Origin of the sequence: Streptomyces sp. NPDC058464 (assembly GCF_042721035.1) — a bacterium.
Taxonomy (GTDB): domain Bacteria; phylum Actinomycetota; class Actinomycetes; order Streptomycetales; family Streptomycetaceae; genus Streptomyces.
In genome coordinates, this window is the sequence record NZ_JBHXMA010000045.1 from 20,336 (window position 1) to 45,582 (window position 25,247).

General features: G+C 73.4%; 24 protein-coding genes. 12 read left to right on the forward strand and 12 right to left on the reverse strand.

All coding sequences use genetic code 11. The features are described 5' to 3' along the window. The first annotated feature begins 153 nt into the window (after positions 1–153). From ACFWPQ_RS41580 to ACFWPQ_RS41595, 4 genes are all read left to right on the forward strand, one after another. Positions 154–792, forward strand: a complete 639-nt coding sequence (locus ACFWPQ_RS41580; RefSeq protein WP_384047198.1) for a TetR/AcrR family transcriptional regulator — start codon at positions 154–156, stop codon at positions 790–792. 122 nt (positions 793–914) lie between these two features. After that, positions 915–1,556 carry a phosphoribosyltransferase gene (locus ACFWPQ_RS41585; RefSeq protein ID WP_384047201.1) on the forward strand — a complete coding sequence of 214 codons (642 nt, stop codon included), beginning with the start codon at positions 915–917 and terminating at the stop codon, positions 1,554–1,556. A 17-nt stretch (positions 1,557–1,573) separates the two neighbouring features. Continuing rightward, positions 1,574–1,993 carry a TIGR03668 family PPOX class F420-dependent oxidoreductase gene (locus ACFWPQ_RS41590; RefSeq protein WP_384047353.1) on the forward strand — a complete coding sequence of 140 codons (420 nt, stop codon included), beginning with the start codon at positions 1,574–1,576 and terminating at the stop codon, positions 1,991–1,993. A 251-nt stretch (positions 1,994–2,244) separates the two neighbouring features. Further along, positions 2,245–3,204, forward strand: coding sequence for a serine/threonine-protein kinase (locus ACFWPQ_RS41595; RefSeq protein WP_384047203.1), 960 nt, complete (start codon positions 2,245–2,247; stop codon positions 3,202–3,204). Between the two features lie 135 nt (positions 3,205–3,339). On the opposite strand, the gene ACFWPQ_RS41600 is transcribed toward ACFWPQ_RS41595, so the two are convergent. Then, the gene (locus ACFWPQ_RS41600) at positions 3,340–5,751 is read right to left on the reverse strand and encodes a SpoIIE family protein phosphatase (RefSeq protein WP_384047205.1); all 2,412 of its coding nucleotides are present in this window, start codon (positions 5,749–5,751) and stop codon (positions 3,340–3,342) included. 245 nt (positions 5,752–5,996) lie between these two features. On the opposite strand from ACFWPQ_RS41600, the gene ACFWPQ_RS41605 reads away from it, so the two are divergent. From ACFWPQ_RS41605 to ACFWPQ_RS41615, 3 genes are all read left to right on the forward strand, one after another. Continuing rightward, the gene (locus ACFWPQ_RS41605; RefSeq protein WP_361301067.1) at positions 5,997–6,227 is read left to right on the forward strand and encodes a helix-turn-helix transcriptional regulator; all 231 of its coding nucleotides are present in this window, start codon (positions 5,997–5,999) and stop codon (positions 6,225–6,227) included. A gap of 126 nt (positions 6,228–6,353) precedes the next feature. Beyond that, positions 6,354–7,517 (forward strand): NAD(+)/NADH kinase, encoded by a 1,164-nt coding sequence (locus tag ACFWPQ_RS41610; RefSeq protein WP_384047356.1) that lies wholly within the window; start codon positions 6,354–6,356, stop codon positions 7,515–7,517. After that, positions 7,514–8,497, forward strand: coding sequence for a phosphotriesterase (locus ACFWPQ_RS41615; protein ID WP_384047209.1), 984 nt, complete (start codon positions 7,514–7,516; stop codon positions 8,495–8,497). The genes ACFWPQ_RS41610 and ACFWPQ_RS41615 overlap by 4 nt, the downstream gene beginning before the upstream one ends. On the opposite strand, the gene ACFWPQ_RS41620 is transcribed toward ACFWPQ_RS41615, so the two are convergent. The 4 genes from ACFWPQ_RS41620 to ACFWPQ_RS41635 all read right to left on the reverse strand — a co-directional run bounded on the left by ACFWPQ_RS41620 (position 8,490) and on the right by ACFWPQ_RS41635 (position 12,465). Then, on the reverse strand, positions 8,490–9,425 hold the full coding sequence (locus ACFWPQ_RS41620; RefSeq protein WP_384047212.1) for an AraC family transcriptional regulator: 936 nt from the start codon (positions 9,423–9,425) through the stop codon (positions 8,490–8,492). The genes ACFWPQ_RS41615 and ACFWPQ_RS41620 overlap by 8 nt on opposite strands. A gap of 129 nt (positions 9,426–9,554) precedes the next feature. Next, positions 9,555–10,400, reverse strand: a complete 846-nt coding sequence (locus tag ACFWPQ_RS41625) for a GNAT family N-acetyltransferase (RefSeq protein WP_384047215.1) — start codon at positions 10,398–10,400, stop codon at positions 9,555–9,557. A 47-nt stretch (positions 10,401–10,447) separates the two neighbouring features. Next, complete coding sequence (locus ACFWPQ_RS41630; protein ID WP_384047218.1) at positions 10,448–11,341, reverse strand: alpha/beta fold hydrolase; 894 nt, start codon at positions 11,339–11,341, stop codon at positions 10,448–10,450. Positions 11,342–11,487: 146 nt separating this feature from the next. After that, on the reverse strand, positions 11,488–12,465 hold the full coding sequence (locus ACFWPQ_RS41635; RefSeq protein ID WP_384047222.1) for an aldo/keto reductase: 978 nt from the start codon (positions 12,463–12,465) through the stop codon (positions 11,488–11,490). A 108-nt stretch (positions 12,466–12,573) separates the two neighbouring features. On the opposite strand from ACFWPQ_RS41635, the gene ACFWPQ_RS41640 reads away from it, so the two are divergent. Further along, positions 12,574–13,164 carry a TetR/AcrR family transcriptional regulator gene (locus ACFWPQ_RS41640; RefSeq protein ID WP_384047225.1) on the forward strand — a complete coding sequence of 197 codons (591 nt, stop codon included), beginning with the start codon at positions 12,574–12,576 and terminating at the stop codon, positions 13,162–13,164. 12 nt (positions 13,165–13,176) lie between these two features. Here ACFWPQ_RS41640 and ACFWPQ_RS41645 read toward each other — a convergent pair whose 3' ends face one another. Next, positions 13,177–14,901 (reverse strand): hypothetical protein, encoded by a 1,725-nt coding sequence (locus ACFWPQ_RS41645; protein WP_384047227.1) that lies wholly within the window; start codon positions 14,899–14,901, stop codon positions 13,177–13,179. A 133-nt stretch (positions 14,902–15,034) separates the two neighbouring features. Then, positions 15,035–16,108: a substrate-binding domain-containing protein gene (locus ACFWPQ_RS41650; protein ID WP_384047230.1), complete on the reverse strand. Its 1,074-nt coding sequence runs from the start codon at positions 16,106–16,108 to the stop codon at positions 15,035–15,037. Between the two features lie 111 nt (positions 16,109–16,219). On the opposite strand from ACFWPQ_RS41650, the gene ACFWPQ_RS41655 reads away from it, so the two are divergent. Further along, complete coding sequence (locus ACFWPQ_RS41655; protein WP_384047233.1) at positions 16,220–16,750, forward strand: MarR family winged helix-turn-helix transcriptional regulator; 531 nt, start codon at positions 16,220–16,222, stop codon at positions 16,748–16,750. A gap of 16 nt (positions 16,751–16,766) precedes the next feature. On the opposite strand, the gene ACFWPQ_RS41660 is transcribed toward ACFWPQ_RS41655, so the two are convergent. Further along, complete coding sequence (locus ACFWPQ_RS41660) at positions 16,767–17,429, reverse strand: LuxR C-terminal-related transcriptional regulator (RefSeq protein WP_384047236.1); 663 nt, start codon at positions 17,427–17,429, stop codon at positions 16,767–16,769. A gap of 416 nt (positions 17,430–17,845) precedes the next feature. Beyond that, entirely contained in the window at positions 17,846–19,189 is a 1,344-nt protein-coding gene (locus tag ACFWPQ_RS41665; RefSeq protein ID WP_384047239.1) for a hypothetical protein, read from the reverse strand. Positions 19,190–19,302: 113 nt separating this feature from the next. Here ACFWPQ_RS41665 and ACFWPQ_RS41670 point away from each other — a divergent pair, with 113 nt between their 5' ends. Next, on the forward strand, positions 19,303–20,541 hold the full coding sequence (locus ACFWPQ_RS41670) for a molybdopterin-dependent oxidoreductase (protein ID WP_384047242.1): 1,239 nt from the start codon (positions 19,303–19,305) through the stop codon (positions 20,539–20,541). Between the two features lie 319 nt (positions 20,542–20,860). On the opposite strand, the gene ACFWPQ_RS41675 is transcribed toward ACFWPQ_RS41670, so the two are convergent. From ACFWPQ_RS41675 to ACFWPQ_RS41685, 3 genes are all read right to left on the reverse strand, one after another. Beyond that, positions 20,861–21,604: a class I SAM-dependent methyltransferase gene (locus ACFWPQ_RS41675; RefSeq protein ID WP_384047245.1), complete on the reverse strand. Its 744-nt coding sequence runs from the start codon at positions 21,602–21,604 to the stop codon at positions 20,861–20,863. Further along, entirely contained in the window at positions 21,601–22,227 is a 627-nt protein-coding gene (locus ACFWPQ_RS41680) for a DUF2064 domain-containing protein (protein WP_384047248.1), read from the reverse strand. Before ACFWPQ_RS41680 ends, ACFWPQ_RS41675 begins: the two co-directional genes overlap by 4 nt. Before the next feature lie 220 nt (positions 22,228–22,447). Beyond that, the gene (locus ACFWPQ_RS41685; protein WP_384047250.1) at positions 22,448–23,170 is read right to left on the reverse strand and encodes a glycosyltransferase family 2 protein; all 723 of its coding nucleotides are present in this window, start codon (positions 23,168–23,170) and stop codon (positions 22,448–22,450) included. Between the two features lie 180 nt (positions 23,171–23,350). On the opposite strand from ACFWPQ_RS41685, the gene ACFWPQ_RS41690 reads away from it, so the two are divergent. Then, positions 23,351–24,127: a response regulator transcription factor gene (locus ACFWPQ_RS41690; protein WP_384047253.1), complete on the forward strand. Its 777-nt coding sequence runs from the start codon at positions 23,351–23,353 to the stop codon at positions 24,125–24,127. 1 nt (position 24,128) lies between these two features. Further along, positions 24,129–25,241: a sensor histidine kinase gene (locus ACFWPQ_RS41695; protein ID WP_384047256.1), complete on the forward strand. Its 1,113-nt coding sequence runs from the start codon at positions 24,129–24,131 to the stop codon at positions 25,239–25,241. Positions 25,242–25,247 lie beyond the last annotated feature (6 nt).

Here is a 25,247-nt window from a genome sequence, read left to right on the forward strand (position 1 = left end):
TCGGGATCCGGCGCGACGGCGTCTCTCGCGTCTTGGTTAATCAAACGCTCGATTGACTTTATGGACGGGCCGCGCGAGCTGTCAAGCGACTGTTTGAATTGTGTGTCGCGCGCCGTTTGACAATGAAGTCAAGCGGCTGCTTGACTTCATGGCGTGACAGGGGCGAAAAGGACGGATCTGCGCCGGGAGGCCGGTCAGCGCACCCGGGACGGCCTGCAGACGGCCGCCCTGGAGTTGCTCGCGCAGCGAGGCCAGGAGGGCGTGACACTCCGCGAGATCACGGATCGCGCCGGAGCCAACGTCGCCGCGGTGAGCTATCACTTCGGGTCGCTGAAGGCGCTGTGCGACTCCGCGATAGAGCACGCGCTGGAGCGGTATCTGGACGCGCAGCTCCTGGAGCTCAACGCGCTCGGCTCCGACGCGACACTCCAGGACGTGGCGACGGCGTTCGCCCGGCCGATGATGCGCGCGCTGGCGGCCGGCGGACAGGACCTGGCCATGATGCGGACCGTGGCGCGCGTCGGCATCGACCCGCCCGAGGGATGGGACCGGCTGGCCGCCAAGTTCGACCGGAGCCGCCGGGACGCCCTCCGGGTGCTGACGGCGAACCTTCCCGGGGTCGGCGAGGAGGAACTGATCTTCCGTACGCGGTGCGCGGCCGGCCTGCTGAACTGGCTCGCCCTGGCACCCATCGGCACCGAGCTGGCCGCCCTGTCCGCCGAGCAGATCGAGCGGCAGCTGGTCCCCGTGGTGGCCGGGGCGTTCCGCGGGGACGCCCCCACCGGCCACTGACCGGACCCGTCCGGCGACCGGCGCCCACCGGGCCGTTACCGTCCCACCTCCGATGTCACCCGCCGCCGCACCCGGTGTGACCATGGAGGAGGGGGACCGACCCCGGCCGGAGAGGACGCCCCATGCGCTACCGGGACCGCGCGCACGCAGGCCGCGAACTCGCCGCGGCACTGGCCGGGTTGCGCGACGAGGGCGCCCTGCCCGACCCGATCGTCCTGGCGCTGCCCCGGGGCGGGGTGGCGGTGGCCGCCGAGGTGGCGCGGGAGCTTGTGGCCCCGCTCGACGTGCTCGTCGTACGCAAGATCGGTGCCCCGCACCACGAGGAGTTCGGCGTCGGCGCGATCGCCGGGGACGACCCTCCGCTCCTCGACCCGGCGACCCTGGCCCACCTGGGCCTGACCGAGGACGACCTCGCCCCCGTGGTCGAGCGGGAGCGGCAGGAACTGCGCCGCCGCGAGCGCCGCTACCGGGAGGGCCGTCCGCCGCCCGAACTGCGCGGCCGTACCGTGCTCGTCGTCGACGACGGCCTCGCCACCGGCTCCACCGCCCGCGCCGCACTGCGCCACATCCGGGGCCGGCGCCCCGCACGGACCGTGCTGGCCGTCCCGGTCGGCGCGCCCGACTCCCTGGACGCGCTCGCCGCCGAGGCCGACCTCGTCGTCTGCCCCTGCCGGCCGGCCGTGTTCAGCGCGGTCGGACAGTGGTACGACGACTTCGGGCAACTGACGGACGCCGACGTGCTCGACGTGCTGGGCCGGGTCTGACGGAAGCGGGGTGCGTGGTGTCGGAGCTGGCCGAGGACGAGGCACGGCGCCGGTTCGCCGCGGCCCGGGTGGCACGGCTCGCCACCGTGGACGAGGCCGGCCGGCCCCATCTGGTGCCGGTCGTCTTCGCACGGCACGGCACCGACGGGATCGTCACGGCCGTGGACCACAAGCCCAAGACCACACCCCGCCTCAAGCGGCTGCGCAACATCGCCGCGCGGCCGGCCGTCAGCCTGCTCGTGGACGCGTACGACGAGAACTGGGACCGCCTGTGGTGGGTCCGGGCGGACGGCGAGGCGAGGGTGGTTCCCGCCGACGCGGACGTCGTCGAGCCGCTGCGCGAGAAATACCCGCAGTACCGGGAGCGCCCACCCGGCGGCCCGGTCGTCCTCGTGACCGTGTCGCGCTGGACCGGCTGGCAGGCGACGCCCTCCTGATCGCGGATCTCCCCGTGCCCCGCGCCCGCGCCCGTGCCCCGTGTCAAGTCCCGAACCGTCGGAACGTGCCCCGCTCGAGGGCCGCGGGCCTACTGGAGAGCACGGGGTCGACCACCCCGGGACTGCGGACCGACCAGCAGGGTGGCACGGACGCCGGCCGCGGCGGCGGAGCCGATCAAGCGGCCTCGCGCGTGCACCGCACCCCTGGATACGATTTGGGCAGGTTTCTGGAGCTACGGGGTGGACGGGTGATGGCGACGCGCATCGCGGGCTACGAGGTCCAGGGCGAGATCGGACGCGGCGGCATGGCCGTCGTCTACCGCGCCACGGACCTGCGCCTGGACCGGACCGTCGCCCTGAAGCTGCTGGCCCCCGAGATGGCCCGCAACGACACCTTCCGCCGCCGCTTCACCCACGAGTCACGGGTCGCCGCCGCCATCGACCACCCCCACATCGTGCCGATCTTCGAGGCCGGCGAGACGGACGGCGTGCTGTACATCGCGATGCGCTACGTGTCCGGCCCGGACCTGCGCGCGCTGCTCGACAAGGAGGGCGTGCTGCCGGTGGACGCGGCGCTGCGGATCGCGGGCCAGGTCGCCTCCGCGCTGGACGCGGCGCACGAGCACGACCTCGTGCACCGGGACGTGAAACCCGGCAACGTGCTGGTGGCGCAGGGCACCGACAGCGACCACCCGGAGCACGTCTATCTCACGGACTTCGGCCTCACCAAGAAGTCGCTGTCGCTGACGGGGTTCACGACGGTCGGCGAGTTCGTCGGCACGCTGGACTACGTGGCCCCCGAGCAGATCTCGGGGCGCCCGGTGGACGGCCGCTGCGACCTCTACAGCCTCGCCTGCGTGGTCTTCGAGATGCTCGCCGGCGGCCCGCCGTTCGTCCGGGACGAGGACATCGCGCTGCTGTGGGCGCACCAGTACGACGCCCCGCCCGCGCTCAGCGAGGTGCGGGCGGGGCTGCCGCCGGCGCTCGACGACGTGTTCGCGAGGGCGCTGGCCAAGGTCCCCGAGGACCGGTACGGCTCCTGCCTGGAGTTCGTGGGCGAACTGCGGCTGGCCGCGTACGGCGCCGGTCCGGCGGGGGCGGCGGAGGAGCCGGCCGAGCAGCGGTCGGCCGACGGCCCGCCGACGGTCGGGCGGGACGCGGCCCGCGCCCCACGGCCGCCGGGCTGGGCCCGCCCCGTGTTCCGCCGCTGAGCGCTCCGCCGGGAGGGCCGCCATGCGCCGTTGTTCGTCTGCGGCGCCGTTGTGGCTGGTCGCGCCCACGCGGCGGAGCCGCATATCAGATACAGCCCCGCGCCCCTTCGGGGCGCTGCCGAGCGGCGGCAGACTTCATCCGACCTCGGCAAGGTACTGCTCGGCCCAGACGGTCTTGCCCGTGCCCGCGTGCCGGGTGCCCCAGCGCTGGGTCAGCTGGCCGACCAGGAGGAGACCGCGTCCCCCCTCGTCGTAGGTATGGGCCCGCCGCATGTGCGGGGCGGTGTTGCTGGAGTCGAAGACCTCGCAGGTGAGGGTGTGGTCGTCGTGGATCAGACGGAGCCGGACGGGCGGGCGGCCGTACCGGAACGCGTTGGTGACCATCTCGCTGACGATCAGCTCGGTGATGAACGCGGCCTCCTCCAGGTGCCACGCGGCCAGCTGCTCGGTGGCCAGTTTGCGGGCCTCGGCGACGGCGGCGAGGTCGAAGGGCAGCTCCCAGGTGGTGACCCGGTCGGCGTGCAGGGCCCGGGTGCGGGCGACGAGCAGGGCGATGTCGTCGTCGGGGCGGTGGGTGAGCATGGACGTCAGGACCCGGTCGCAGACGGAGTCGAGGTTCCGGGCGGGGCGGGCGAGCGCGGCGAACATCGTGTCGAGGGCGTCGTCGATGTCGTGCTCGCGGGGTTCGAGCAGACCATTGGTGTAGAGGGCGATCAGGCTGCCCTCGGGGAGTTCCGTCTCGTACGACTCGAAGGGCAGCCCGCCCAGGCCGAGCGGGGGTCCGGCCGGGACGTCGAGGAAGCGGACGCTGCCCGCGGTGACCACGGCGGGCGGCGGGTGGCCGGCCCGGGCGGCGCAGAGCCGCCGGGTGACGGGGTCGTACACGCCGTACAGGCAGGTCGTGCCCACGCCGCCGGCGGTGTCGGCGGAGTTGTCGGCACCGGCCTCCTCGGCGGAGAGATGGACGACCAGGTCGTCGAGGTGGCTGAGGAGTTCGTCGGGCGGCAGGTCGACGTCGGCCAGGGTGCGGACGGCGGTGCGGACCCGGCCCATGGTGGCGGCGGCCCGCATGCCGTGGCCGACGACATCGCCCACCACGAGCGCGACCCGGGTCCCGGACAGCGGGATGACGTCGAACCAGTCGCCGCCCACCCCGGCCTGGCTGACCGACGGCAGATAGCGGGTGGCGATGTCCAGGGCGGCCTGCTCGGGCAGGGTCTGGGGGAGCAGGCTGCGCTGCAGCGTCATCGTGGTCGTGTGCTGCCGCTGGGTGCGTACGGCACCCTGCATGCTGGTGGCCGTACGGGCCGCGAGCTGTTCGGCCAGCCACAGGTCGTCCGCGTCGAACGGCTCGGTGCGCCGGCTCCGCCCGAACAGGGCCGCACCGAAGGTGAGGTCGCCCGCCCTGAGCGGCACCGCCAGCAGTGAGTGCGCCCCGCTCTCCCGGACCCAGGAGGCGGCCTGCGGATCCTCCCGCGCCCAGCGGCCCACGACCTCGTCGCCGGCCGGGTACACCCTGCCGTGCCCCTCGGCCAGGCACCGGCCCGGCGGCGACCACGGCGGGCAGCGCAGCACCTCGCCGGAGGGCCGGGGGAGCGGCGGCCCGTCGGGTGCCGAGCGCACGGCGGCCCGGCGCAGGGCGACGCCGTCGGGCGGCGGTGCGCCGTGCCGGGGAGCGTCCAGCAGGTCCACGGCGCAGACGTCGGCGAACGCGGGGACGGCGACCTCGGCCAGTTCCTGCGCGGTGCGCTGCGCGTCGGAGCCGGTGCCGATGCGCACCCCGGCCTCGCTGAGCAGCAGCATCCGGCGCCGTACCAGCTGCTGGGAGGCGTCGGCGTGGGCCGTCAGGGCCACCGCCCGCACCCGGCCGTCCGCGTCCTTCAGCGGCATGAGCCACGCGTGCCAGGTGCGCTCCGGGTCGGCCGGATCCAGATGGAGGCTGATCTCCTCCGGCCCGGCGCCGTCCAGGACCCGTCGCATGCCGGCCTCGGCCTCGGCGCTGCCCTCGTACGGCACGACGTCCGTCAGCCGCAGCCCCCGCATCATCCCCTCCGCCAGCGACAGCGTGCGCTGCGTCGCGACGCTCGCCCGGGCCAGCCGCAGCCCCTCGTCGAAGACGGCCGCGACGCACGGCGACTGCTGGAAGGCCCACTCGCCGAGCGCCTCGCCCGCGGCGGCCGCCGCCGGGCCGGCCACGGGGGACACCACCAGCCACTCCGTGCCGCCCGGCCGTTCGCCGGAGGGCCTGCGGTGGACCAGGACGTCCAGGTCCAGCCGGTGCCCGTCGCGGTGGCGCAGCGCCGCGGTCCCGCTCCAGCGCGGTCCGGCGGCCGCCTCCCGCCACGCGTCCCGGTCGGGGTCGGCGAGCAGTCTGGCGGCCTGCTGTCCCAGGATCTCGGCGGGCGGGTACCCCAGCAGCAGCCGGGCACCGTCACTCCAGCCGGACACCATGCCCCGCTCGTCGACCGTGACCGTGGCGGTGCGGGCCCCCTGGGGCACGGCGTGCGTCTGCGCCGGTTGGCTGGGAGGGGTGGGACGTCGTTCCATCGCCGCTCATCCTTCGCGGAACCTGCACGGCCGGCTCTCTCCCCAGGATGATCCCGGCCGCCGATGAGCACCAATCCGCCGCCGCTGCCACCCCGGGCGCGTGGCACACCGGCCCCCCAGGTCCCTGTGACGCGCCTGTGACAGTCGGCGGACAGCGTCATGACCTCGCGTTGTCAGGGTTTTGTAAACGGACAAATCGCCCCTATTGGTCAATCTCGGCCGACCTCATGCGAAGGATCCCGCTCATGAGCTTCACCGCAGTCACCCAGCACACCGAGACCGTCGCCGTCGCGCTGGCCCCGCGTGAGCGCGAGACGCTGAAGCACATCGCCGCGGGTTGCACCTACCTCCAGGCGGCCCGGCTGATGGGGCTCTCCCGGCACACGGTCGACGCCTACCTGCGCCGTATCCGCGCCAAGCTCGACATCAACACCACCGCCGAGCTCACCCGGCTGGCCATCTCCCTCGGACTGTGAGCCGGACCCCGATCTGGAGCCCGATCCGGACCCCGATCCGGACTGTGATCCCGCTCCGCCCGACAGATCCGCCCCGCCCGTGACAGCGTGGGAGCAGCAGCCGGCCACGGTGTCCTGGAGGCGGAGATGACGGTGAACGGGCTCGGACTTGTGGTGCACGGCGGGCGCGCGGAGGCGGTGGACGCGGCCTGTGAGGTACGGGCGTGGGCGGCGGAGCACGACGTGCGGTGCACCGACATCGACGTGTGGCACGACGGCGGACGGCACCACTCCGGGGAGGAGGTCGCGGCCGCGGGCGACCCGGACCTGATCGTCACCCTCGGCGGGGACGGCACCTTCCTGCGCGGCGCCCGGCTCGCCGCCCGCAACGACGCGCTGGTCCTCGGCGTCGACCTGGGCCGGGTCGGCTTCCTGACCGAGGTGCCGGTCTGCTCGGTGCGGGAGGCGCTGGACGCGATCCGCGAGGACCGGTACACCGTCGACAGCAGACTGCTGCTCACCATGCGCGCCTCCCGGCGCCTTGAGGTGCCGGCCGACATGGAGCGTCTGATGCAGTACGGCCGCGGGCCGCTGCTGCCGCCGCCCCAGGTACGCACGGACTGTGAGGAGGACACCGACTGGGGCATCCCGCTGCACGTCACCGCCGTCAACGACATCGTGCTGGAGAAGTTGTCCCGGGACCGCCAGGTCTCCGTCGGCGTGTACGTCTCGGGCCGGCTGCTCGCCTCCTACTCCGCCGACGCGCTGCTGGTGGCGACGCCGACCGGCTCGACCGCCTACAGCTTCGCCGCCGGCGGGCCCGTCGTCTCGCCCTGCGCGGAGGGCCTCGTCTTCACCGCGGTCGCCCCGCACATGGCGTTCAACCGCTCGGTCGTCACGGCCGCGAACGAGGCGGTCGGCCTGCGCGTCCTGGAACGCTCCGGGCAGGCCGCGGTCAGCGTCGACGGCCAGGTGCGCGGCGTGCTGGAGCCGGGGGACTGGATCGGCGTGTACGCCGCCCCGACCCGGCTGCGGGTGGTCAGGCTCGCGCCGATGGACTTCTACGGCCGCCTGCGCGAGCGCATGAACCTGACCGACGCCCCGGCCGCGGTCGCCGACGGCACCCCCGCCCCCCTGTGGTCGCTGCGCACACCCCCGCCCGGCGACCTGGGCCATCTCTCGCTGCCGCTCATGTCCGCGGAGTACGCCGAGGCGAAAGAACCGTGCGTCGACGCGAAAGACGGTGTGGCCCCCGCGCTGGAAAAGTCGGTCTTCCCACGTCATGCGCAGGAAGGCGACAACAACCCATGACCACCGACTCCCCGGCCGGGACGGTACCCACGGTCCAGACGGTCCGCGGCCCGGTACCCGCCGACGACCTCGGCACCGTACTGATGCACGAGCACGTCTTCGTGCTCAGCGAGGAGTTCCGGCAGAGCCTCCCGGAGACCTGGGACGAGCAGGAGCGCGTCGACGACGCCGTGACCCGGCTCAAGGCGCTGGCCGCCACCGGCGTCACCACCATCGTCGACCCCACCTGCATCGGTCTCGGCCGCGACGTCGCGCGCGTCGCCCGGGTCAACGAGCAGGTCGACCTCAACATCGTGGCGGCCACCGGCATCTACACCCTGGCCGACGTCCCGGACTACTTCCGCTACCACGGCCCGGGCACCCTGCTCGGCGGTGCCGAGGGCATGACCGAGCTGTTCGTCCGCGAACTCACCGTGGGCATCGCGGGCACCGGGATCCGGGCCGCGTTCCTCAAGTGCGCGATCGAGGACAGGCTCACCCCGGGCGTGGAGCGGGTGCTGCGCGCCGTGGCCCAGGCCCATCTGCGGACCGGCGCCCCGATCACCGTGCACACCAGCGCCACCGCACGCACCGGCCTGGTCGCCCAGGAGATCCTGCGCAGCGAGGGCGCGGACCTCGGCAAGGTGGTCGTCGGGCACAGCGGTGACACCGCCGATCTGGACTACCTGCACGAACTCATCGACAACGGCTCGTACGTCGGCATGGACCGCTTCGGCCTCGACATCCTGCTCCCCGGCGACCAGCGGGTGGCGACCGTCGCGGCCCTCGCCGCCGAGGGGCTCGCCGGGCGGATGGTGCTCTCCCACGACGCGTCCTGCCACATCGACTGGTTCCCGCCCGGCGTGAAGGAGCAGATCGCACCGGACTGGCACTACACCCACCTGCACGACCAGGTCGTCCCGGCCCTGCGCCGAGCAGGCGTCACGGAGGACCAGTTGACCACGATGCTGGTCGACAACCCGCGCCGCTACTTCAGCTAGCGCGTCGCCGCCGGGCCTCGCTCGGGGTCGTCCCGAACTCCGCCCGGAACGCGGTCGCGAACGACGCGTGACTGCCGAAGCCGCAGGAGTGCGCGATCTGCGCGATCGAGTACGACGCCCAGCCCGGCCCGGCCAGCCGTTCGCGGGCCGCGTTCAGCCGTTCGCGGCGGATCAGGTCCCGGGCCGTGGTGCCGGCCTCCTGGAGCACCTGCTGGACATAGCGCACCGACCAGCCGAGCGCCCCCGCGACGGCGACGACGTCCAGGTCCCGTTCGCAGGCGTGCTGCCGTACGTAGCGGCGCACCGCGGCCTCGACCGTCGCCCGCTGACCGGCGGGCGCCGTGTCGGTGCCGCCCTCCGCGGCCAGGCAGACCAGGTCGAGCAGCCGGTCGCAGGCGAGGTCGAAGGTGGTCTCCGACAGTTCCTCGCGCTCCTCGTGGAGCGTGGTCGTCAACTGCCGGACGATCCGGCCCAGTCCGCGCTCGGCCCCGAGCAACTGCGGTTCGCCGGCCGCGATCCGGCTGCGCGCGGAGACGTCCTCGCCGGACATGATGAAGGCGATCGACAGGAAGTCCGCGTCATGTGCGAACTTCATCGGACGGTCGATGTCGCACAGCACCATGCTCCCGGCCCGGATCTCCGCGGCCGACGGCCCCTGTTCCACCCAGGCGGTACCGGCGAGCGGGACGAGGAGTTCGTAGGTGCCCCGCGGGTCGGACCGGATGTGCCGGGTCTCCCGCTGCACCACCTCCCGCCCGCCGCCGCACAGGGCGACGCCGTACGCCGTCGACTGCTGCCACTCCAGGCGGGCGCGCCACGGCGCGTCGTGGTCGGGCACGCTGATCCGGCTGGCGCCGTGCAGGCCGGTGAAGAGCTCGTCCCAGGCGCTCGCCGAGGTCAGGGTGAGGGCTTCACTCCAGGAGTACACGCCTCATCGTAAGTCGCCGGGGCGGACGCGCGGACCGGGTCCGCGCCCGGTCCGCGCCAGGTGCACGGCCGTGCTGCGTGCCGCCGCCGAGGTGGTGGCACGCAGCGTCCGGGCGGCAGGGCCGCCGGATCAGGCGGTCGGTTTCCAGAGCCAGTTGCGGCGCTCGTAGGCCACCTCGAAGCCCAGGCGGAGCATGTTGTGCAGGGAGGGGTTGTGGGTGCCGGGGGTCTCGGCGCCGGTCTCGGCGACGAGTGTCCCGCACCCCAGTTGCTGCGCCCGGCGGGCCCGGGCGGCCAGCAGCGCGGTCTGGCCGCCGCGGTTGCGGGCGTGCGCCGCGACGGAGCCGGCGAAGAACTGGGCCGTCCCGTCGCGGACGTACATCGTGCCCGTGCCGACCAACTCCCCGTCCAGCCAGGCCGCGTGGGGATGCCAGCCGGGCTGCCCCACGCTGCCGGCCGCCATCCGCGCGTAGGGCTCGACCGGCATGCCGAACGCCGTCATCATCACCTCGCCCCATACGTCGGCCTGTCCGGCCTCCACCGGGGCGACGCGGATCCCGTCGGGGGACCGGCCGGACGCGTCGGCGCGGGCGACGGCCTCGTCGACCGGGCAGACGAGTTTCACCCAGGCCGAGCCCGACGCGGTGATGCCCTCCTGCTCGCAGATGTCCGCCCAGTCCTCGGGCAGGAAGGCCGGGGCGATCTGGAGGACGGCCTGCGGGGTGCCCGCCGCGCGGTAGAAGTCGCAGACCTCCTTGACGAGGTCCGCGGTGACGGGGGTGGCGACGCCGAAGCCGAGGGCCTTGCTCCAGAAGTGGGTGACGTCGTCGGTCATCGACAGCACCACTCCGCCGCCGATGCGTGCGGCGCTCATGCCGAGCGCGGTGCGGACGGACTCGGGGGCGCGGGTCTCGAACTGGAAGAGCGCCTCGGCCTCGGACTGTTCGGCGACGGACGGCTCAACGACTCTGCTCATGGCTCCGATTCTCTTTCGGATCGTTCTCTCTCGGGAAGGCGGCTCGCCTAACGGCCGCTCGTCACGAACCCCGTCACCGCCGCCGTGAAGGCCTCCGGCTCCTCGATGTGGCCGAAGTGCCCGCTGTTCTCCAGGATCACCAGCTCCGAGCCGGGGACCAGGCTGTGCAGTTCCTCGGCCCACCGCACCCCGCAGATGAAGTCGTGGCGGCCGGCCAGCACCAGGGTGGGCACGGTGATCTTGCCGAGTCCGGCCCGGTCGTCGAAGACGATCGGGGACAGGTCCTCGTCCACGCCGGAGACGTACGTGGCCCGCACGGCCGCCCGGATGGGCGCGAACTCCTGTTCCCGGCCCCAGTAGTCGGCGAAGTAGGCGGGGAACAGCGCCCGGGCGACGGCGGTCTGCGCCGCGTCGTCGGTGACGGCGGGCATGGCCTGGAAGGCGGCCAGGACCTCGGGGAGCCCGGGGTGGCCGGCATGCCGCGCGGCGAACGCCGCCACCTGGCGCACGGTCTCGTCGGTGTGCTCGGGACCGGTCACCGGCAGGCTCTCGTACAGGATCACCCCGGCGAGCCGCTCGGGATGGTGCAGGGCGTGGTACTGGGCGACGAAGCCGCCGTGCGAGTGGCCCAGCAGGTGCACCTCGGGAACGCCGAGGTGGTCGAGGAGTGCGCCGAGGAACCGGCTGTAGCGGGCCCGCGTGTAGCCGTTGGGGTGGGACGGCAGCCGGCCCGAGGCCCCGCTGCCGATCGGCTCCGGGTAGACGACCGTGAGGTGCCGCTCCAGTTCGGGCATCCGCAGGTACTCCCAGTCGATCCCCGGGCCGCCGGAGTGCGCGACGCACACCGGACCCGTGCCGTGCACGTGGTAGCGCTGCACGAGGCCGTCGATCTCGACGGTGTGCGTTCCGGTGGTCAGGGGATCGGTCAGGGGCGTGGTCATGTTCTTCTCCGTGTCCGGTGGGTTCTTTGGGACATCGGCAGGACGGGGTGGAGCGGGAGAAGTTCGACCCGGGTTGTGTGAGGGCAGTCACACGCGCCGCGGCCTCGGCGCGTGTGCCCTCGCCCCGGTTCCGGCGCCGGTGCCGTTCAGTAGCGGCCGCCCACCGTCCGCGCGGCCAGCCCGTCCAGTGTGGCGGCCTCGTCGGCGGTCAGCTCGATGGCGGCGGCGGCCACGTTCTGCTCCAGCCACTTCACGCGCTTCGTCCCCGGGATCGGCACCACGGGCACCCCGAGGTGTGCACCCCGGGCCCGCACCCAGGCCAGCGCCAGCTGTGCCGGGGTCACGCCCTTGGCCTCCGCCAGGGCGCGGACGGCGTCCGCGATCACGTCGTTGTCCGTCGTCCGGAACCGGGGCAGCCGCCGCCGCGCGTCACTCGCCGGCAGCGCGGTCACGTCGACCGTGCCGGTCAGGAAGCCCCGGCCGAGCGGCGAGTACGCCACCAGGGCCACGCCCAGCTCGCGCAGGGCGTCCCCGACGGTGGTCTCCAGGTCCCGGGACCAGATCGAGTACTCGCTCTGCACCGCCGTGACCGGGTGCACGGCGTGGGCGCGCCGCAGCAGTTCGCCGCTCACCTCGGAGAGGCCGATGTGCCGGATCTTGCCCTCCTTCACCAGCTCCGCCATGGCGCCGACGGACTCCTCGATCTCGGCGTTCTGCGGCGGCCGGTGCAGGTAGTAGAGGTCGATGTGGTCGACGCCGAGCCGCAGCAGGGAGGCGTCGCAGGCGCGCCTGATGTAGCCGGGGTCGCCGCGCAGCGCCCAGGTGTCGCCGCCCATGCGGTCGATGCCGGTCTTCGTGGCGAGCTGGACCTCGTCCCGCCGGCCCGCGATCGCCCGGCCCACCAGCACCTCGTTGTGCCCGAAGGCGTAGGCGTCGGCGGTGTCTATGAGGGTGACCCCGAGGTCGAGGGCCCGGTGGATGGTGGCGATCGCGTCGTCCCAGCTGGTCGGGCCGTATCCCTCGCTCATGCCCATGCAGCCGAGACCCTGGGCGGAGGTGGTGAGGTCACCGAGAGAAACCGTGTCCACGGCATGACTCCGTTCGATGTGCGCAGTGGTTACCATCACTGATACCGGAGGATCCTCCGGTAGCGGAAACGTTAACGGAGGATCCTCCGGTAAGCAAGTGGGCAGGATGCCCGGTACGGTGACCGGCCTGGAGGGGAGTACGGCATGAACGAACAGGGACCCGCACGGCCCGTGCGCGCCCACGCCCGCCGCAACCGCGAGAAGCTGGTGGCGGCGGCGCTGGAGGAGTTCACGCGCACCGGCAAGGACGCGCCGCTGGACGCCATCGCCAGGGCGGCCGGGGTCGGCATCGGCACCCTCTACCGGCACTTCCCGACCCGGGAGTCACTGGTCCTCGCGGCCTACGAGCACGAGGTCGACCAGCTGTGCGCCGACGCGGCGGACCTCCTCGCGACCCTCCCGCCGGACCGGGCGCTGCGCGAGTTCATGGGCCGGCTGGCGGGCCTGCTCGTCACGAAGCAGCACATGTCCCAGGCGCTGCGCTCGGGCGGGGCGGAGGAGTCGTACGCGAAGGTCTACGACACCATCGACGCGCTCTTCACCGCGGGCGTCGCCGCCGGGACGCTCCGAGCCGACATGGAGACGGCCGACGTGGTCCGGGCCATGGGCGGCCTGCTGCGGCTGGACGTGGCCGGCGACTGGAAGGGGCAGGCCGACCGCCAGATCAGGCTCCTGATGGACGGCCTGTACACAGGAGCTCCGGCCCGCGCCGAAGGGCACGGGCCGGAGCGATAGTTCGGGGAGGGGTCAGTCCGCGGACCGCACCGTCGGCATGGCGAGCGCGACCGGACCGGTCTTGCAGGAGTCGTGGCAGTCCTTCTCCAGGCTGCAGCACAGCGAGCAGATCGCCCCCGAGTGGAACGGGCAGTTCGCCACGTCCGGCCGCTCGAAGTCGGTCGCGCACACCGTGCACGTCAGCGTGACCGCCGACGGCAGCCCGTCCGCGTCCAGCAGCGGCTCCGCGAGGTCGTCGACGCGGGCGATGTAGTACTTCCCCTTGGTCAGCACCGCGAACAGCGGCGAGAGCACCATCGCCAGGAACAGCGCGATGAACGGCGAGTACGCCTTGCCGTACTCCCCGAACGCGTTGAAGTACGCGGCGATCGAGACCGCCGACGCGATCAGCATCGAGCCGAAGCCGACCGGGTTGAAGTTGTGCAGGTGGGCCCGCTTGAACTCGATGTACGACGGGCTGAGCTTGAGCGGCTTGTTGATGACCAGGTCGGCGACGACCGCACCGATCCAGGCGATCGCCACGTTCGAGTAGAAGCCGAGGACGGTGTTGAGGAAGCCGAAGACGCCACCCTCCATCAGGGCCAGCGCGATGCCGACGTTGAGGAAGATGTAGACCACGCGCCCGGGGTGACGGTGGGTCAGCCGGGAGAAGAAGTTCGACCAGGACAGCGAACCGGAGTACGCGTTCGTCGAGTTGATCTTTATCTGGGAGAGGATCACGAAGAACGTGGCCAGGCCCAGCGCGACGGGCGCGGCGAACGTCTTGAAGCCGGACACGTACTGCTGGATCGGCTCGTTGGCCTTGGCCAGGCCCACGCTTCCGGCGATGTAGAAGGCGAGGAAGGCGCCGCCGATCTGCTTCGCCGCGCCGAGCACCACCCAGCCGGGACCGGCGGACAGCACCGCACCCCACCACTTCCTGCTGTTCTCGGGCGTCTTGTCCGGCATGAACCGCAGGTAGTCGACCTGCTCACCGATCTGCGCGATCAGCGACAGCGCCACACCGGCGCCCGCGCCCACCCCGAGCATGCTGATGCTCGACCCGGTGGGCGAGTTGCCCGCGAAGTGCGTGAACTCCGAGAACTTGCCCGGCTCCTGGATCGCGATGGACACGAACGGCGCGACCATCAGCACCAGCCAGACCGGCTGCGTCCACACCTGCATCTTCGACAGCGCGGTCATGCCGTAGATCACCAGCGGCAGGATGATGAGGGAGCAGATCAGGTAGCCGACGGCGAGCGGGATGTGCAGGCCCAGCTCCAGGGCCTGCGCCATGATCGAGCCCTCGAGCGCGAAGAAGATGAAGGTGAAGCTGGCGTAGATGACCGAGGTCAGCGTCGAACCGAGGTAGCCGAAGCCCGCGCCCCGGGTCAACAGGTCCATGTCGATGGAGTACTTGGCCGAGTAGTACGAGATCGGGATGCCGGTGAGGAAGATGACCACGGCCGCGGTCAGGATCGCCACCATCGCGCTGGAGAAGCCGTTGGAGATGGCGATCGAACCGCCGATGGCGAAGTCCGCGAGATACGCGATGCCGCCCAGCGCGGTGGTGGCCACCACGTAGGGGGTCCAGCGGCGGAAGGACTTCGGCGCGTACCGCAGCGAGTAGTCCTCCAGCGTGTCGTTCTGCGCCCAGTCGTTGTACGTCCGTTTGCCGTCCGTGCCGCTGCCCGTGCCGCCGTCCGTCCCGCCGTCCGCCACGGCCGGTGGCGCCTCTTTGCCGACGATCTCCGTCACGATCTTCCCTCTCTCGTCCCCGGTCGTTTGCACGGAAGAGTCGCGGCGCGCTGTTTCCCGAACGTTTCACCTGCTTTAAAAGACAAAGCTTGATACTTCCCATGGGAAGTATCGGCAAGTGCCGGGCGCCACCTCAGAGTTGGGCGACGACGTGGAAGTCGAAGGCGTCCGCCCGCGCCAGGTACAGCCGTTGGGCGAGATGGTTGCCGTGCAGCCGTACGACGCCCCGCGGGCCCTCGTACGACACCGCGTCCCCGACCGCGCACATCGCCCGTACGTCCATCGACCGCGCCCGCTCGGCCAGGGCCGCCAGCAGCCGTACCCCCTCGAAGCAGGACTCGCCCAGGCTCCCCATCACCGGGGCGTGCACCCCGAACCGGGCCGCGTGGCGGGCGCCGAAGTCGAGGCTCTCGGCGGTCGCGAGGGTCTCGAAGAAACCGGCCGCCGCCCAGAGCCCGTCGGTGCCGTCCGCGCCGGTGGCCAGCAGGATGTTCTCGTCCATGTGGGTGCTGAGCCGCAGGGACCGCTGGTGCAGCCCGTAGCCGGCGAACGCCCGGTTGAAACGGGCCGCGTCCGCGCCGACCAGCAGCATCAGCACCGCGTCCGCCTCGCACCGCTCGATCCGGCGCAGCACCGGACCGAACTCCTCCGTCCCCAGCGGCACGAACACCTCGTCCCGCACCCGCCCGCCGCACTCCCGCGCGTACGCCCGTGCCGTGCGCGCGGTCACCCGGGGCCACACGTAGTCGTTGCCCACCGTGCACCAGCGTCGCACCCCGGCCGCCTCCGCCAGCACCCGCATCGCGGGCAGCAGTTGGGCCACGTCGGTCTCACCGGTCAGGAAGACGCCGGGAGTCCGCTCGCCGCCCTCGTACTGCGCGGTGTACACGTACGGCACCCGGCCCGCGATCCGGGGCAGCAGCGCCTGCCGTACCGCAGAGGTGTGCCAGCCCACCACCCCGTCCACGGCGCCCAGCGAGACCAGCGCCCCGACCTCGGCCGCCACCCGGGCCGGCGGCGCCCCGCCGTCCACCGTGACCAGCCGGACCTCCCGGCCCAGCACCCCGCCCGCGGCGTTCAGTTCCTCCACGGCCAGCCGCGCGGCCGACTCGCACGACGGCCCGAGGACCCCCGCCGGCCCCTGCAACGGCACGACCAGGGCGAGGAGCAGCGTGCCGCTCCCGTCGTGAGGCGGCGCCGGACGCATCGGACACCTCCGTGCGGGCATGGGGAACGCGGATTCCGGTCCCGGGCCCCGGCGCCCTCGCCAAGACTCGTATTCTGCGCGCACAGTAGACCTACCGGAAGGACACCGGCAATGCCGTCCGTACCCTCCTCGCCGGACCTCGCCCACCTCCTCAGCCATGCCGAGCGGCGGGTGGTGCGGCGGCTGGCCGCGGTGCTGGCCGAGGAGGACTGCACGGTCGAGGAGTGGCGCGTCCTGTCGCTCGTCGGGGACGGCCGTGGGCACCCGATGTCGGAGATCGCCGACCACGCCCTGATGCCGGCGCCGAGCCTGACCAAGCTCGTCGACCGCATGGTCGCGGACAACCTGGTCCACCGCCGCCCCGACCCCCACGACCGCCGTCGTGTCCTGCTGCACCTCACCCCGCGCGGCGAGGACCTCCACCGGCGCACCGCCCAGCGGGTCCACGCCGACCAGGCCCGCCTGCTCGACGAGACGGCCGACGGGGGAGCCCTGGCCCACCTGCTCCTCCGGCTCACGTCGGCGGCCGGGACCCCGCTCGCGGCGATCGCCGCCGACGCCCCGCACCCGGCCGCCGCCGACGTCCCCCAGCCGGCCGCCGCAGACACCCCGCGCACCGCCGCCCGGCACACTTCCGGTTGACCGGTGTGCGGGTCGGTCAGATCTGCCCGCTGCGGATCGCGTAGGCGACCGCGTGGGCGCGGTTGCGCAGCCGGTGCCGCTTGATCATTCCGTAGAGCACGTTCTTGATGGTCCGCTCCGAGTAGCCGAGCTTGTCTCCGATGTGCTGCAACTCATCTCCCTCGGCGACCAGTTGCAGCACCTCCGCCTCCCGCAGGGTGAGCCCGCCGGGGGTCAGGCCAAGGGGTGCGAGCACCTCGTGGTGGGTCCTCGTCACCTGGTCCATCAACTGGCCCTGCAGTGCCGCGGGCAGGTCGCCGTGACCGGCCCGCACCCCCTGCACCGCCTCGCCGAACCGCTCCCAGGTGAACGCCGGGCGGAACAGCACCGCGCGCACGCCCGCCTCCAGCGCGGCGTAGGGATCCACCGACCACTCGCCGTCCACGATCACGACGAGTCGGGCGTCGTCCGCGGCGCCCCGGCGCAGTTGCGCCAGCGTGCGGGCATCGGGGGTGGGCAGGGCCGCGACGACGATGTCGGCGGGGGCGTCCCGGCCGGTCAGCGCCAGGCCTGGCTGTCGTCGGAGGTAACTCACCAGGGCGGACCGGGTGATGGGGTCGGCGGCGTGGACCGCCAGCCGGGCCGCGTCGCCGGGGACCGGGTGCGGGCGGGTGGCACCGCGTGGGGTGGTGCCTGCCATCGGGGTCTCCTCTCCGGTGTCCGGTGCGCGGTTCCGCAGAACCGTGCACCGGGGCCGTCCGCGGATGGGGCGCGGCAAGGCTCCGGCGGCGTACACCGTTGAATTGCAGAACAGTTCTCGACCGGCTCGATTCTTCTCAACGATATCCGGGGCCTGTCAAGCCTCTCCCGGGCGTGGCGTCCTTGCGTGCGCAATAATTTCGCCAATTGTGGCGGGGGAACCGAACGCTCGGGTCGGGAGTCCTGAATCGCTCGACGCTGCGTGAAACGTCAGGTGGCGTACCGGACTTGACACACTCCGGGGAGTGACTGAAGATTCATTCATGCTGTAGTCGGCGTCGAGAAGACCGGAAAGACACGTCAATTACTTCGGTGTCCCGCATTTCCACCGAAACGCGCGGCGCGATACCCGCAGGGTCACCAGCCGGTGAACAGCAGGTGGTTCAGCAGCAGCCCGAGCGCCGCCTGGGCCGTGAGCCAGGCGCGCGGCCGGGGCAGGAGAGCACAGACCGGCAGCAGCCACATCGCGAACGGCAGCCAGATGCGCTCCGTCTCCGCCTTGCTCATCCCGGACAGGTCCGCGATCAGCAGGGCCAGCAGGGCGGTGCCCGCGAGGAAGGCGAGGCGGGTCCGCGCGGTGGGCGCGCTGCGGCGGTGGATCAGCACGGCTCCCGCCCGTCGCAGCCCGGCGACCGTGGCCGGACCCGTGATGACCACGGTGCAGGCCAGGTTGGCCCACACCCAGTAGCCGTACGGCCGGGTCCCGCCGACGCCCTGGTAGTAGCGGGTGACCAGCAGCCGGTACCCCTGCCACCAGTCGAACCCGGCGAACGTGAACACGAGCGGGACGACCGCCGCCCCGGCCACCAGCAGGGCGAGGACGACCGGCCGGGCCCCGACCCGGTGCCGCCCCAGCACCAGCACGGCCGCCCCGATCAGCGCGAAGAGCGTCAGGCCGTACGAGAGATAGCAGGTCAGGCCGTACAGCAGTCCCGCACCCGCCGCCCAGGCCACCGACCGGCCGGTCACCGCCAGCGCCAGCAGGGCCACCGCCCAGGCGGCGACCGCCGCGAAGTACCCGTCGGCCGAGGCGCCCACCCACACCGCGGCCGGCGCCATCACCAGGAAGGGCGCGGCCCGCCGGGCGAGCCGCTCGTCGGCCAGGGCCCGCACCGCGACCAGCACGGCGACACAGGCCGTCGAACCGACGGTGATGCACCAGGCGCCCGCCCAGCCCCCGCCGCCCAGCCCGATCCGGTCCAGGAGGACGAAGGTGAGCGTGGCCGCCGGCGGATGTCCGGCGATGTGGGCCGGCCAGGGGGCCGGGGTGCCGCTGACGATGTGGTGGGTGAAGTCCCGCAGGGTCGCCGGGATGTCGTGGAAGCGGCCGATGACCGTGAGGTACTCGTTGTGGGCGGTGAGCCGGCCGGCCACGCCCCGCTGCCAGCCGTCCACCAGCGCCAGCGCCCACGTCCAGGCCAGACAGGCGCCCCAGGCCGCGCCGAGCAGCCCGCGCCAGGGCAGCCGCAGGGCGAGGTTCGGCCCGTACGCCACCACGGCGGCCGCGACCAGCAGGGCGGCCGGGGTGCCCGGGCCCACGTGCGGATCCCAGTCGGCGAACAGCGGCGGCCAGTGCACGAACAGCACGCGGTAGGCGTCCTGGAGGTGCCGGCCGACGAGTACGGCGACGAGGACGAGCAGGGCGGCGCCGAGGACGGCGAGCAGATCGGCGTACCGATCACGGAGCGGAGCGCGGGTCACACCGGAACGCTAGGTCGGCGACCGCGCGAGAGCGTGGATCAAGCGGCTGACGTCAGACTTTCGTCATGGGTCGCGCACCCTTTCCGGGGGTTTCCCCGGCCTACGGTCGGAGCATGCGACCCGACGACCCACGGCTTCCCACCTCACCCGGCTTCTGGCGCAGCCCGCTGCGCGGCACCTGGTTCACCTCGGTGCTCGGCCTCGTGCTGCTCGTCGGCATCACCGTGCTGTTCGTGACGGGACTGCTGTCGTACGCCGCGTACAACCCGGACCTGGCCCCGGTGAACGACCAGACCCCTGACAAGGGCATCCTCGGCTTCTACCTCTTCTCCTGGCCGACGAACCCCTACTGGCTCTACCGGGTCACCCAGGGCCTGCACGTCACCCTCGGCATCGCCCTGATCCCGGTGCTGCTCGCCAAGCTGTGGTCGGTGGTGCCGAAGCTGTTCACCCTGCCCCCGGCCCGCTCGCTCGCCCACGCCCTGGAGCGGATCTCGCTGCTGCTCCTGGTCGGCGGCGGTCTCTTCGAGTTCACGACCGGCGTCCTCAACGTCCAGCTCGACTACCTCTTCCCCGGCTCCTTCTACCCCCTGCACTTCTACGGCGCCTGGGTGTTCTTCGCCGCGTTCCTCGCGCATGCCGCCCTGAAGACCCCGGCGGCACTCCGGGCCGTTCGCCGACGACGCCTCGACGAAGCGGAGTTGGCGGCACCCCGGCCGGACCCGCCCACCGTCTCGCGGCGCGGGGCGCTGTGGTTCGTGGGCGGCGCCTCCCTGCTGCTGCTCGTCACGACGGCCGGGCAGAGCATCGGCGGCGCGCTGCGGCGCACCGCCCTGCTCGCGCCGCACGGCGGGGCCGACCCCGGCAGCGGACCGAACGGCTTCCAGATCAACAAGACGGCCGCCTACGCCGGGATCGACGCGTTGGAGACCGGGGAGGAGGCGTGGCGGCTCGTCGTCACGGGCCGCGGCGGCAGAACGGTCCGCCTCAGCCGCGCCCAGCTTCTCCAACTACCCCAGCACAGCGCCGCGTTGCCCATCGCCTGCGTCGAGGGCTGGTCGACCGCCGACCAGTGGTGGCGCGGGGTGCGGCTGCGCGACCTCGCCGCGCTCGTCGGCTACGACGGCGACCCGCCGGACGTGTTCGTCGAGTCGATCCAGCGGCACGGCGCCTTCCGCCGCGCGGCCCTGCGCGCCAACCAGGTCGCCGACCCCCGCTCCCTGCTCGCCCTCCAGGTGAACGGCGAGGACCTGACCCCCGACCACGGCTACCCGGCGCGCGTGATCGTGCCCGCCGCACCCGGTGTCCTCAACACCAAGTGGGTGGCCCGGATGACCTTCGGAGACCTGTGATGCGCCCCAGTCTGCGCCCGGCAGCCGGCAGCCCCTTCCAGATCCTCCTGCTGGCCTGCTCGTTCGCGCTCGCCGGCTACGCCGGCGTACGGCTGCTCTCCGGCGACTGGCTCGGCGTGGCGCTGTGGGTGGTCGGGGCGGCGCTGCTGCACGACCTCGTCCTGCTGCCGCTGTACGCGCTGGCCGACCGGGCGGTGGCCCGGGGGCTGGGCGCCGCCGGCCGCAGGGAGTGGGCGATGTACGTCCGGGTCCCGGCCGCGCTCTCCGCGCTGCTCCTGCTGGTGTGGTTCCCGCTGATCAGCGGCGCGGTGGCCGGCCACTACCGGTCGGCCACCGGCCAGTCCGCGGACGGCTTCCTGGCCCGCTGGCTGCTGATCACCGCCGTACTCTTCGGCGGCTCGGCGCTGCTGCTGGCGCGTCGGCTGCGCAGGGCGACGAAGCGGCGCCCGCCGGCCACCCACTGAGCCTCCCGCTCCCAGCCCCGCGCGTACCGCAGCAGGGCCGGGGTGCCGAGCCGCGCCCACAGGAAGGGGGCGCCGACCGCCTCCTGGGCGTCGGTGAGGTGGACGTCGACGCGTTCGTCGACGTCCACCTCGGTCGTCTCGGCGATCAACAGCCCGCCGGGGGCGAGGAGCCGGGCCACCCGGCCGAGCAGGGCGTGCGGGTCGCCGCCGATGCCGACGTTGCCGTCCATGAGCAGGACGGTGCCCCAGCGGCCCTCGCCGGGCAGCGGCTCGAAGACCGAGCGGCGCAGGGCCTGCCCGCCGAGCCGCACGGCGTGGTCGACGGCGGCCGCGCTGACGTCGATGCCGAGGACGGTACGGCCCCGGGCGGCGAGTTCGGCGACCAGCCGCCCGGGGCCGCAGCCCACGTCCAGGACCGCGCCCTCGCAGCGGTCGAGGACCGCCCGGTCGACCGGGTCGGCCCGCGCGCACCAGCGCTCCACGTCCAGGGGCAGCAGCCAGCCGTCGGTGCGGCGCAGGAACAGCGGGCCGTGCCCGGCGTCCAGGGCGGCGGCGTAGGGGTCGGGGCCGGTCCAGGGGACGGCCGGCGAGGTGGTCATCGGCGGCCCGTTCCGCCGTGTGCCGTGCACCGGGCCAGCCGGGCGGCGAAACGGCCGCGCGGGGCGAGAGCGGCGACGGCGGCCGCGTCGGCCGCGGTGTCCACGTCCCGCAGCCGCGGCAGGTCGCGCACGCGCAGCCCGGCGGCGACGAGGCGCCGCCGCTGGACGGCGCCGGTCTCCGGCGTGGACATCGGCACCCCGAGCAGCAGGGCCGGGTCCGGGTCGGCCAGCCCCAGCGCCCAGAACCCGCCGTCCTCGGCTCCACCGAAGTACGCGTCGCACTCCGCGAAGTCCACGGTGAGCAGGGCCGGGGTGACCTGGGGGGTGTCCATGCCGACGAGGAGGGCCGGGCCGGAGCAGTGCGCGAAGGCGTCCGCGAGCCGCTCGTCCAGCCCGCCGGCGCACTGCGGCACGACGTCGAAGCCGGGCGGCAGCCAGGGGCCGGGAGTGCCGTCGAGGACGAGGACGCGGCGGGTGGCGGGGGCCGCGGCCACGGCGTCCAGGGTGTCGGCGAGGGACGCCTCGGCGAGGGCGGCGGCCTGCTCGGGGGAGAACGGCGGGGTGAGCCGGGTCTTGACCCTGCCGGGGCGGGGTTCCTTGGCGATGACGAGGAGGGTGGTCATGGGGGTCCTTGGGTGGTGCGGGTGGGGGTGGTGCGGGGGTGAGGACGCTCACCGGCGCTGGCCGGGTGCCTCCCCCAGCCTTCGGCCGGGGGGACCCCCAGCGCCCACCCGTGCCGCCCCAGCGGCACGCCTGCCCGCAGCTGGGTAGCTGCGACGCTGCCCGCGGCTGGGGAGATGCGGCGGGCGTAGCGCCCCGTAAGGGGCGCGGGGAACTGCGCGCTCAGCCCCCACCGGCCCGCACCCGAGGTGACTCGTGCAGCACCCGGCTCATGTCCCGCACCGCCTGCCACGTGCCGAGCCAGGTGCCGGTCACCTTGGACTTGCCGGTGCGCGGCCGGTACGGCACCTCGTGCTCGGCGATCCGCCACCCCGCGTCCGCCGCCCGCACCACCATCTGCAACGGATACCCACTGCGCCGGTCGTCGAGGTCCAGCCCGAGCAGCGCCTCGCGGCGAGCGGCCCGCAGCGGACCGAGGTCGTGCAGCCGCAGCCCCGTACGGCGCCGCAGCATCCGCGCCAGCGCCAGATTCCCCGCGCGGGCATGCGCGGGCCACGCGCCCCGCCCCTGCGGACGCCGCCGGCCCAGCACCAGGTCCGCCTCGCCGTCCAGGACTTCCCGCACGAACGGCACGAGGAGTCCCGGGTCCAGCGAGGCGTCGCAGTCGCAGAAGCAGACGACGTCGGCGGTCGCGGCGGTCAGCCCCGCGTGGCACGCCGCGCCGAAGCCGCGCCGCGCCTCGTGGACGACGGTCGCCCCGTGCGCCCGGGCGATGTCCGCCGAGCCGTCGGTGGAGCCGTTGTCCACCACGAGGGCCCGCCAGCCCGCCGGGATCCGGCCGAGCACCCACGGCAGGGCCGCCGCCTCGTTCAGGCAGGGGAGGACGACGTCCACGTCCGTCGCCGGGAAAGCCGCCGGGAAAGGGGAAGAAGGTGAGGTGGTCACGGCTTCACCCTACGAACGCGAACCGGGCATATCGGGCCCCGACTGCTTACGAAACGCGGACGTCGGCGCCGGGCGGCGCAGGGGTCCCCGCCTCCCGGGTTTCTTACGAAACGCGAACGTCCCACCCCGGGCCCACCCTCGGCCGCGACACCCGCGACGGCCCGGTGCGAGGGTGGAGGCATGCAGCAGCCGTACGAGCTCACCGAGGCCGGGGCCACCGCCGGTGGCGCCGCCCGGGTCCTGGTCGTGGACGACGATCCGACCGTCGCCGAGATCGTCGCCGGGTACCTGGACCGCGCCGGGTACCTGGTCGACCACGCCGGCGACGGCCCCACCGCCCTCACCCGCGCCGCCGCCCACTGGCCCGACCTGGTCGTGCTCGACCTGATGCTGCCCGGCATGGACGGCCTGGAGGTCTGCCGGCGGCTGCGCGGCCACGCCCCCGTCCCGGTCATCATGCTCACCGCACGCGGCGACGAGGACGACCGGATCCTCGGCCTGGAGGTCGGCGCCGACGACTACGTCACCAAGCCCTTCAGCCCCCGGGAACTGGTCCTGCGGGTGGAGTCGGTGCTGCGCCGCAGCCGCCCCGCCCCCGCCGACCGGTCCTTCTCCTCCGCCGGACTCACCCTCGACCCCGGAGCCCGCCGCGCCACCAAGGACGGCGCCGAACTCGCCCTCACCCTGCGCGAGTTCGACCTCCTCGCCTTCTTCCTGCGGCACCCCGGTCGGGCGTACGGCAGGGAGGACCTGATGCGTGCCGTGTGGGGCTGGGACTTCGGTGACCTGTCCACCGTCACGGTCCATGTCCGCAGGCTGCGCGCCAAGGTCGAGGACGACCCGGCCCGGCCGCGCCTGATCCAGACGGTGTGGGGCGTCGGCTACCGCTTCGAGCCGAGCGGGCAGGGCGGACTGGACGGACTGGACGGGCAGAGCGGACCGGAAGGGGCGGTCTGACATGCGCGACACCCTCCTCATCGCCCTGTACGCCTTCGCCGGCGCGGCCGGCACCGGACTGCTCGGCGCGGCCGCGCTGCGCCTGCTGCGCCGCCGCTCGCTGACCGCGTCCCTCGCCGTGGTCGCCACCGTCGGCGTGGTCGCGATGCTCGCCGGCACCCTGGCCGTCGCCTGGGCGATGTTCCTCTCCTCGCACGACCTGTCGGTGGTGACGACGGTCGTCGCGATGGCGGCCGTGGTGTCCCTCGCGACCGCGCTGATACTGGGCCGCTGGGTCGTCGCCCGCAGCCGTGAACTCGTCCTCGCGGCACGCTCGTTCGGCGAGGACGGCGACTTCGCCGCGCCCCCGGTCCCGGCCACCGCCGAACTGGCCGAGGTGAGCCGGGAGCTGGCGGCGACCAGCGCGAAGCTCGCCGAGTCCCGGGAGCGGGAGCGGGCGTTGGAGACCTCGCGCCGGGAGCTCGTCGCCTGGATCTCGCACGACCTGCGCACCCCGCTGGCCGGTCTGCGCGCCATGTCGGAGGCCCTGGAGGACGGCGTCGCCACCGACCCCGGGCGCTATCACAAGCAGATCCGCACCGAGGTCGAGCGCCTCAACGCCATGGTCGGAGACCTCTTCGAACTCTCCCGCATCCACGCCGGCACGCTGGCGCTGAGCCCGAGCCGGATGTCCCTGTACGACCTCGTCGGCGACGCCCTCGCGGGCGCCGACCCGCTGGCCCGCGAGCACGGCGTACGGCTGGTCGGCGACCGGGTGGAGCCGGTGCCCGTCGAGGTGGACGGCAAGGAGATGAGCCGGGTGCTGGGCAACCTGCTGGTGAACGCCATCCGCCGGACGCCCCCCGACGGCACGGTCGCGGTCGCCGCCGAGCGGTCGGCCGAGGGGGCCGTCGTGCTGTCCGTCACGGACGGCTGCGGCGGCATCCCCGACGAGGACCTGCCCCGTGTCTTCGACACCGGCTGGCGCGGCAGCCACGCCCGGACGCCGCCGGCCGGGGCCGGGCTCGGCCTCGCCATCGTGCGCGGAATCGTCGAGGCCCACCAGGGCCGGGCCACCGTGCACAACATCCCGGGCGGCTGCCGCTTCGAGGTCACCCTGCCGACGGCGCCGTAACGCCGC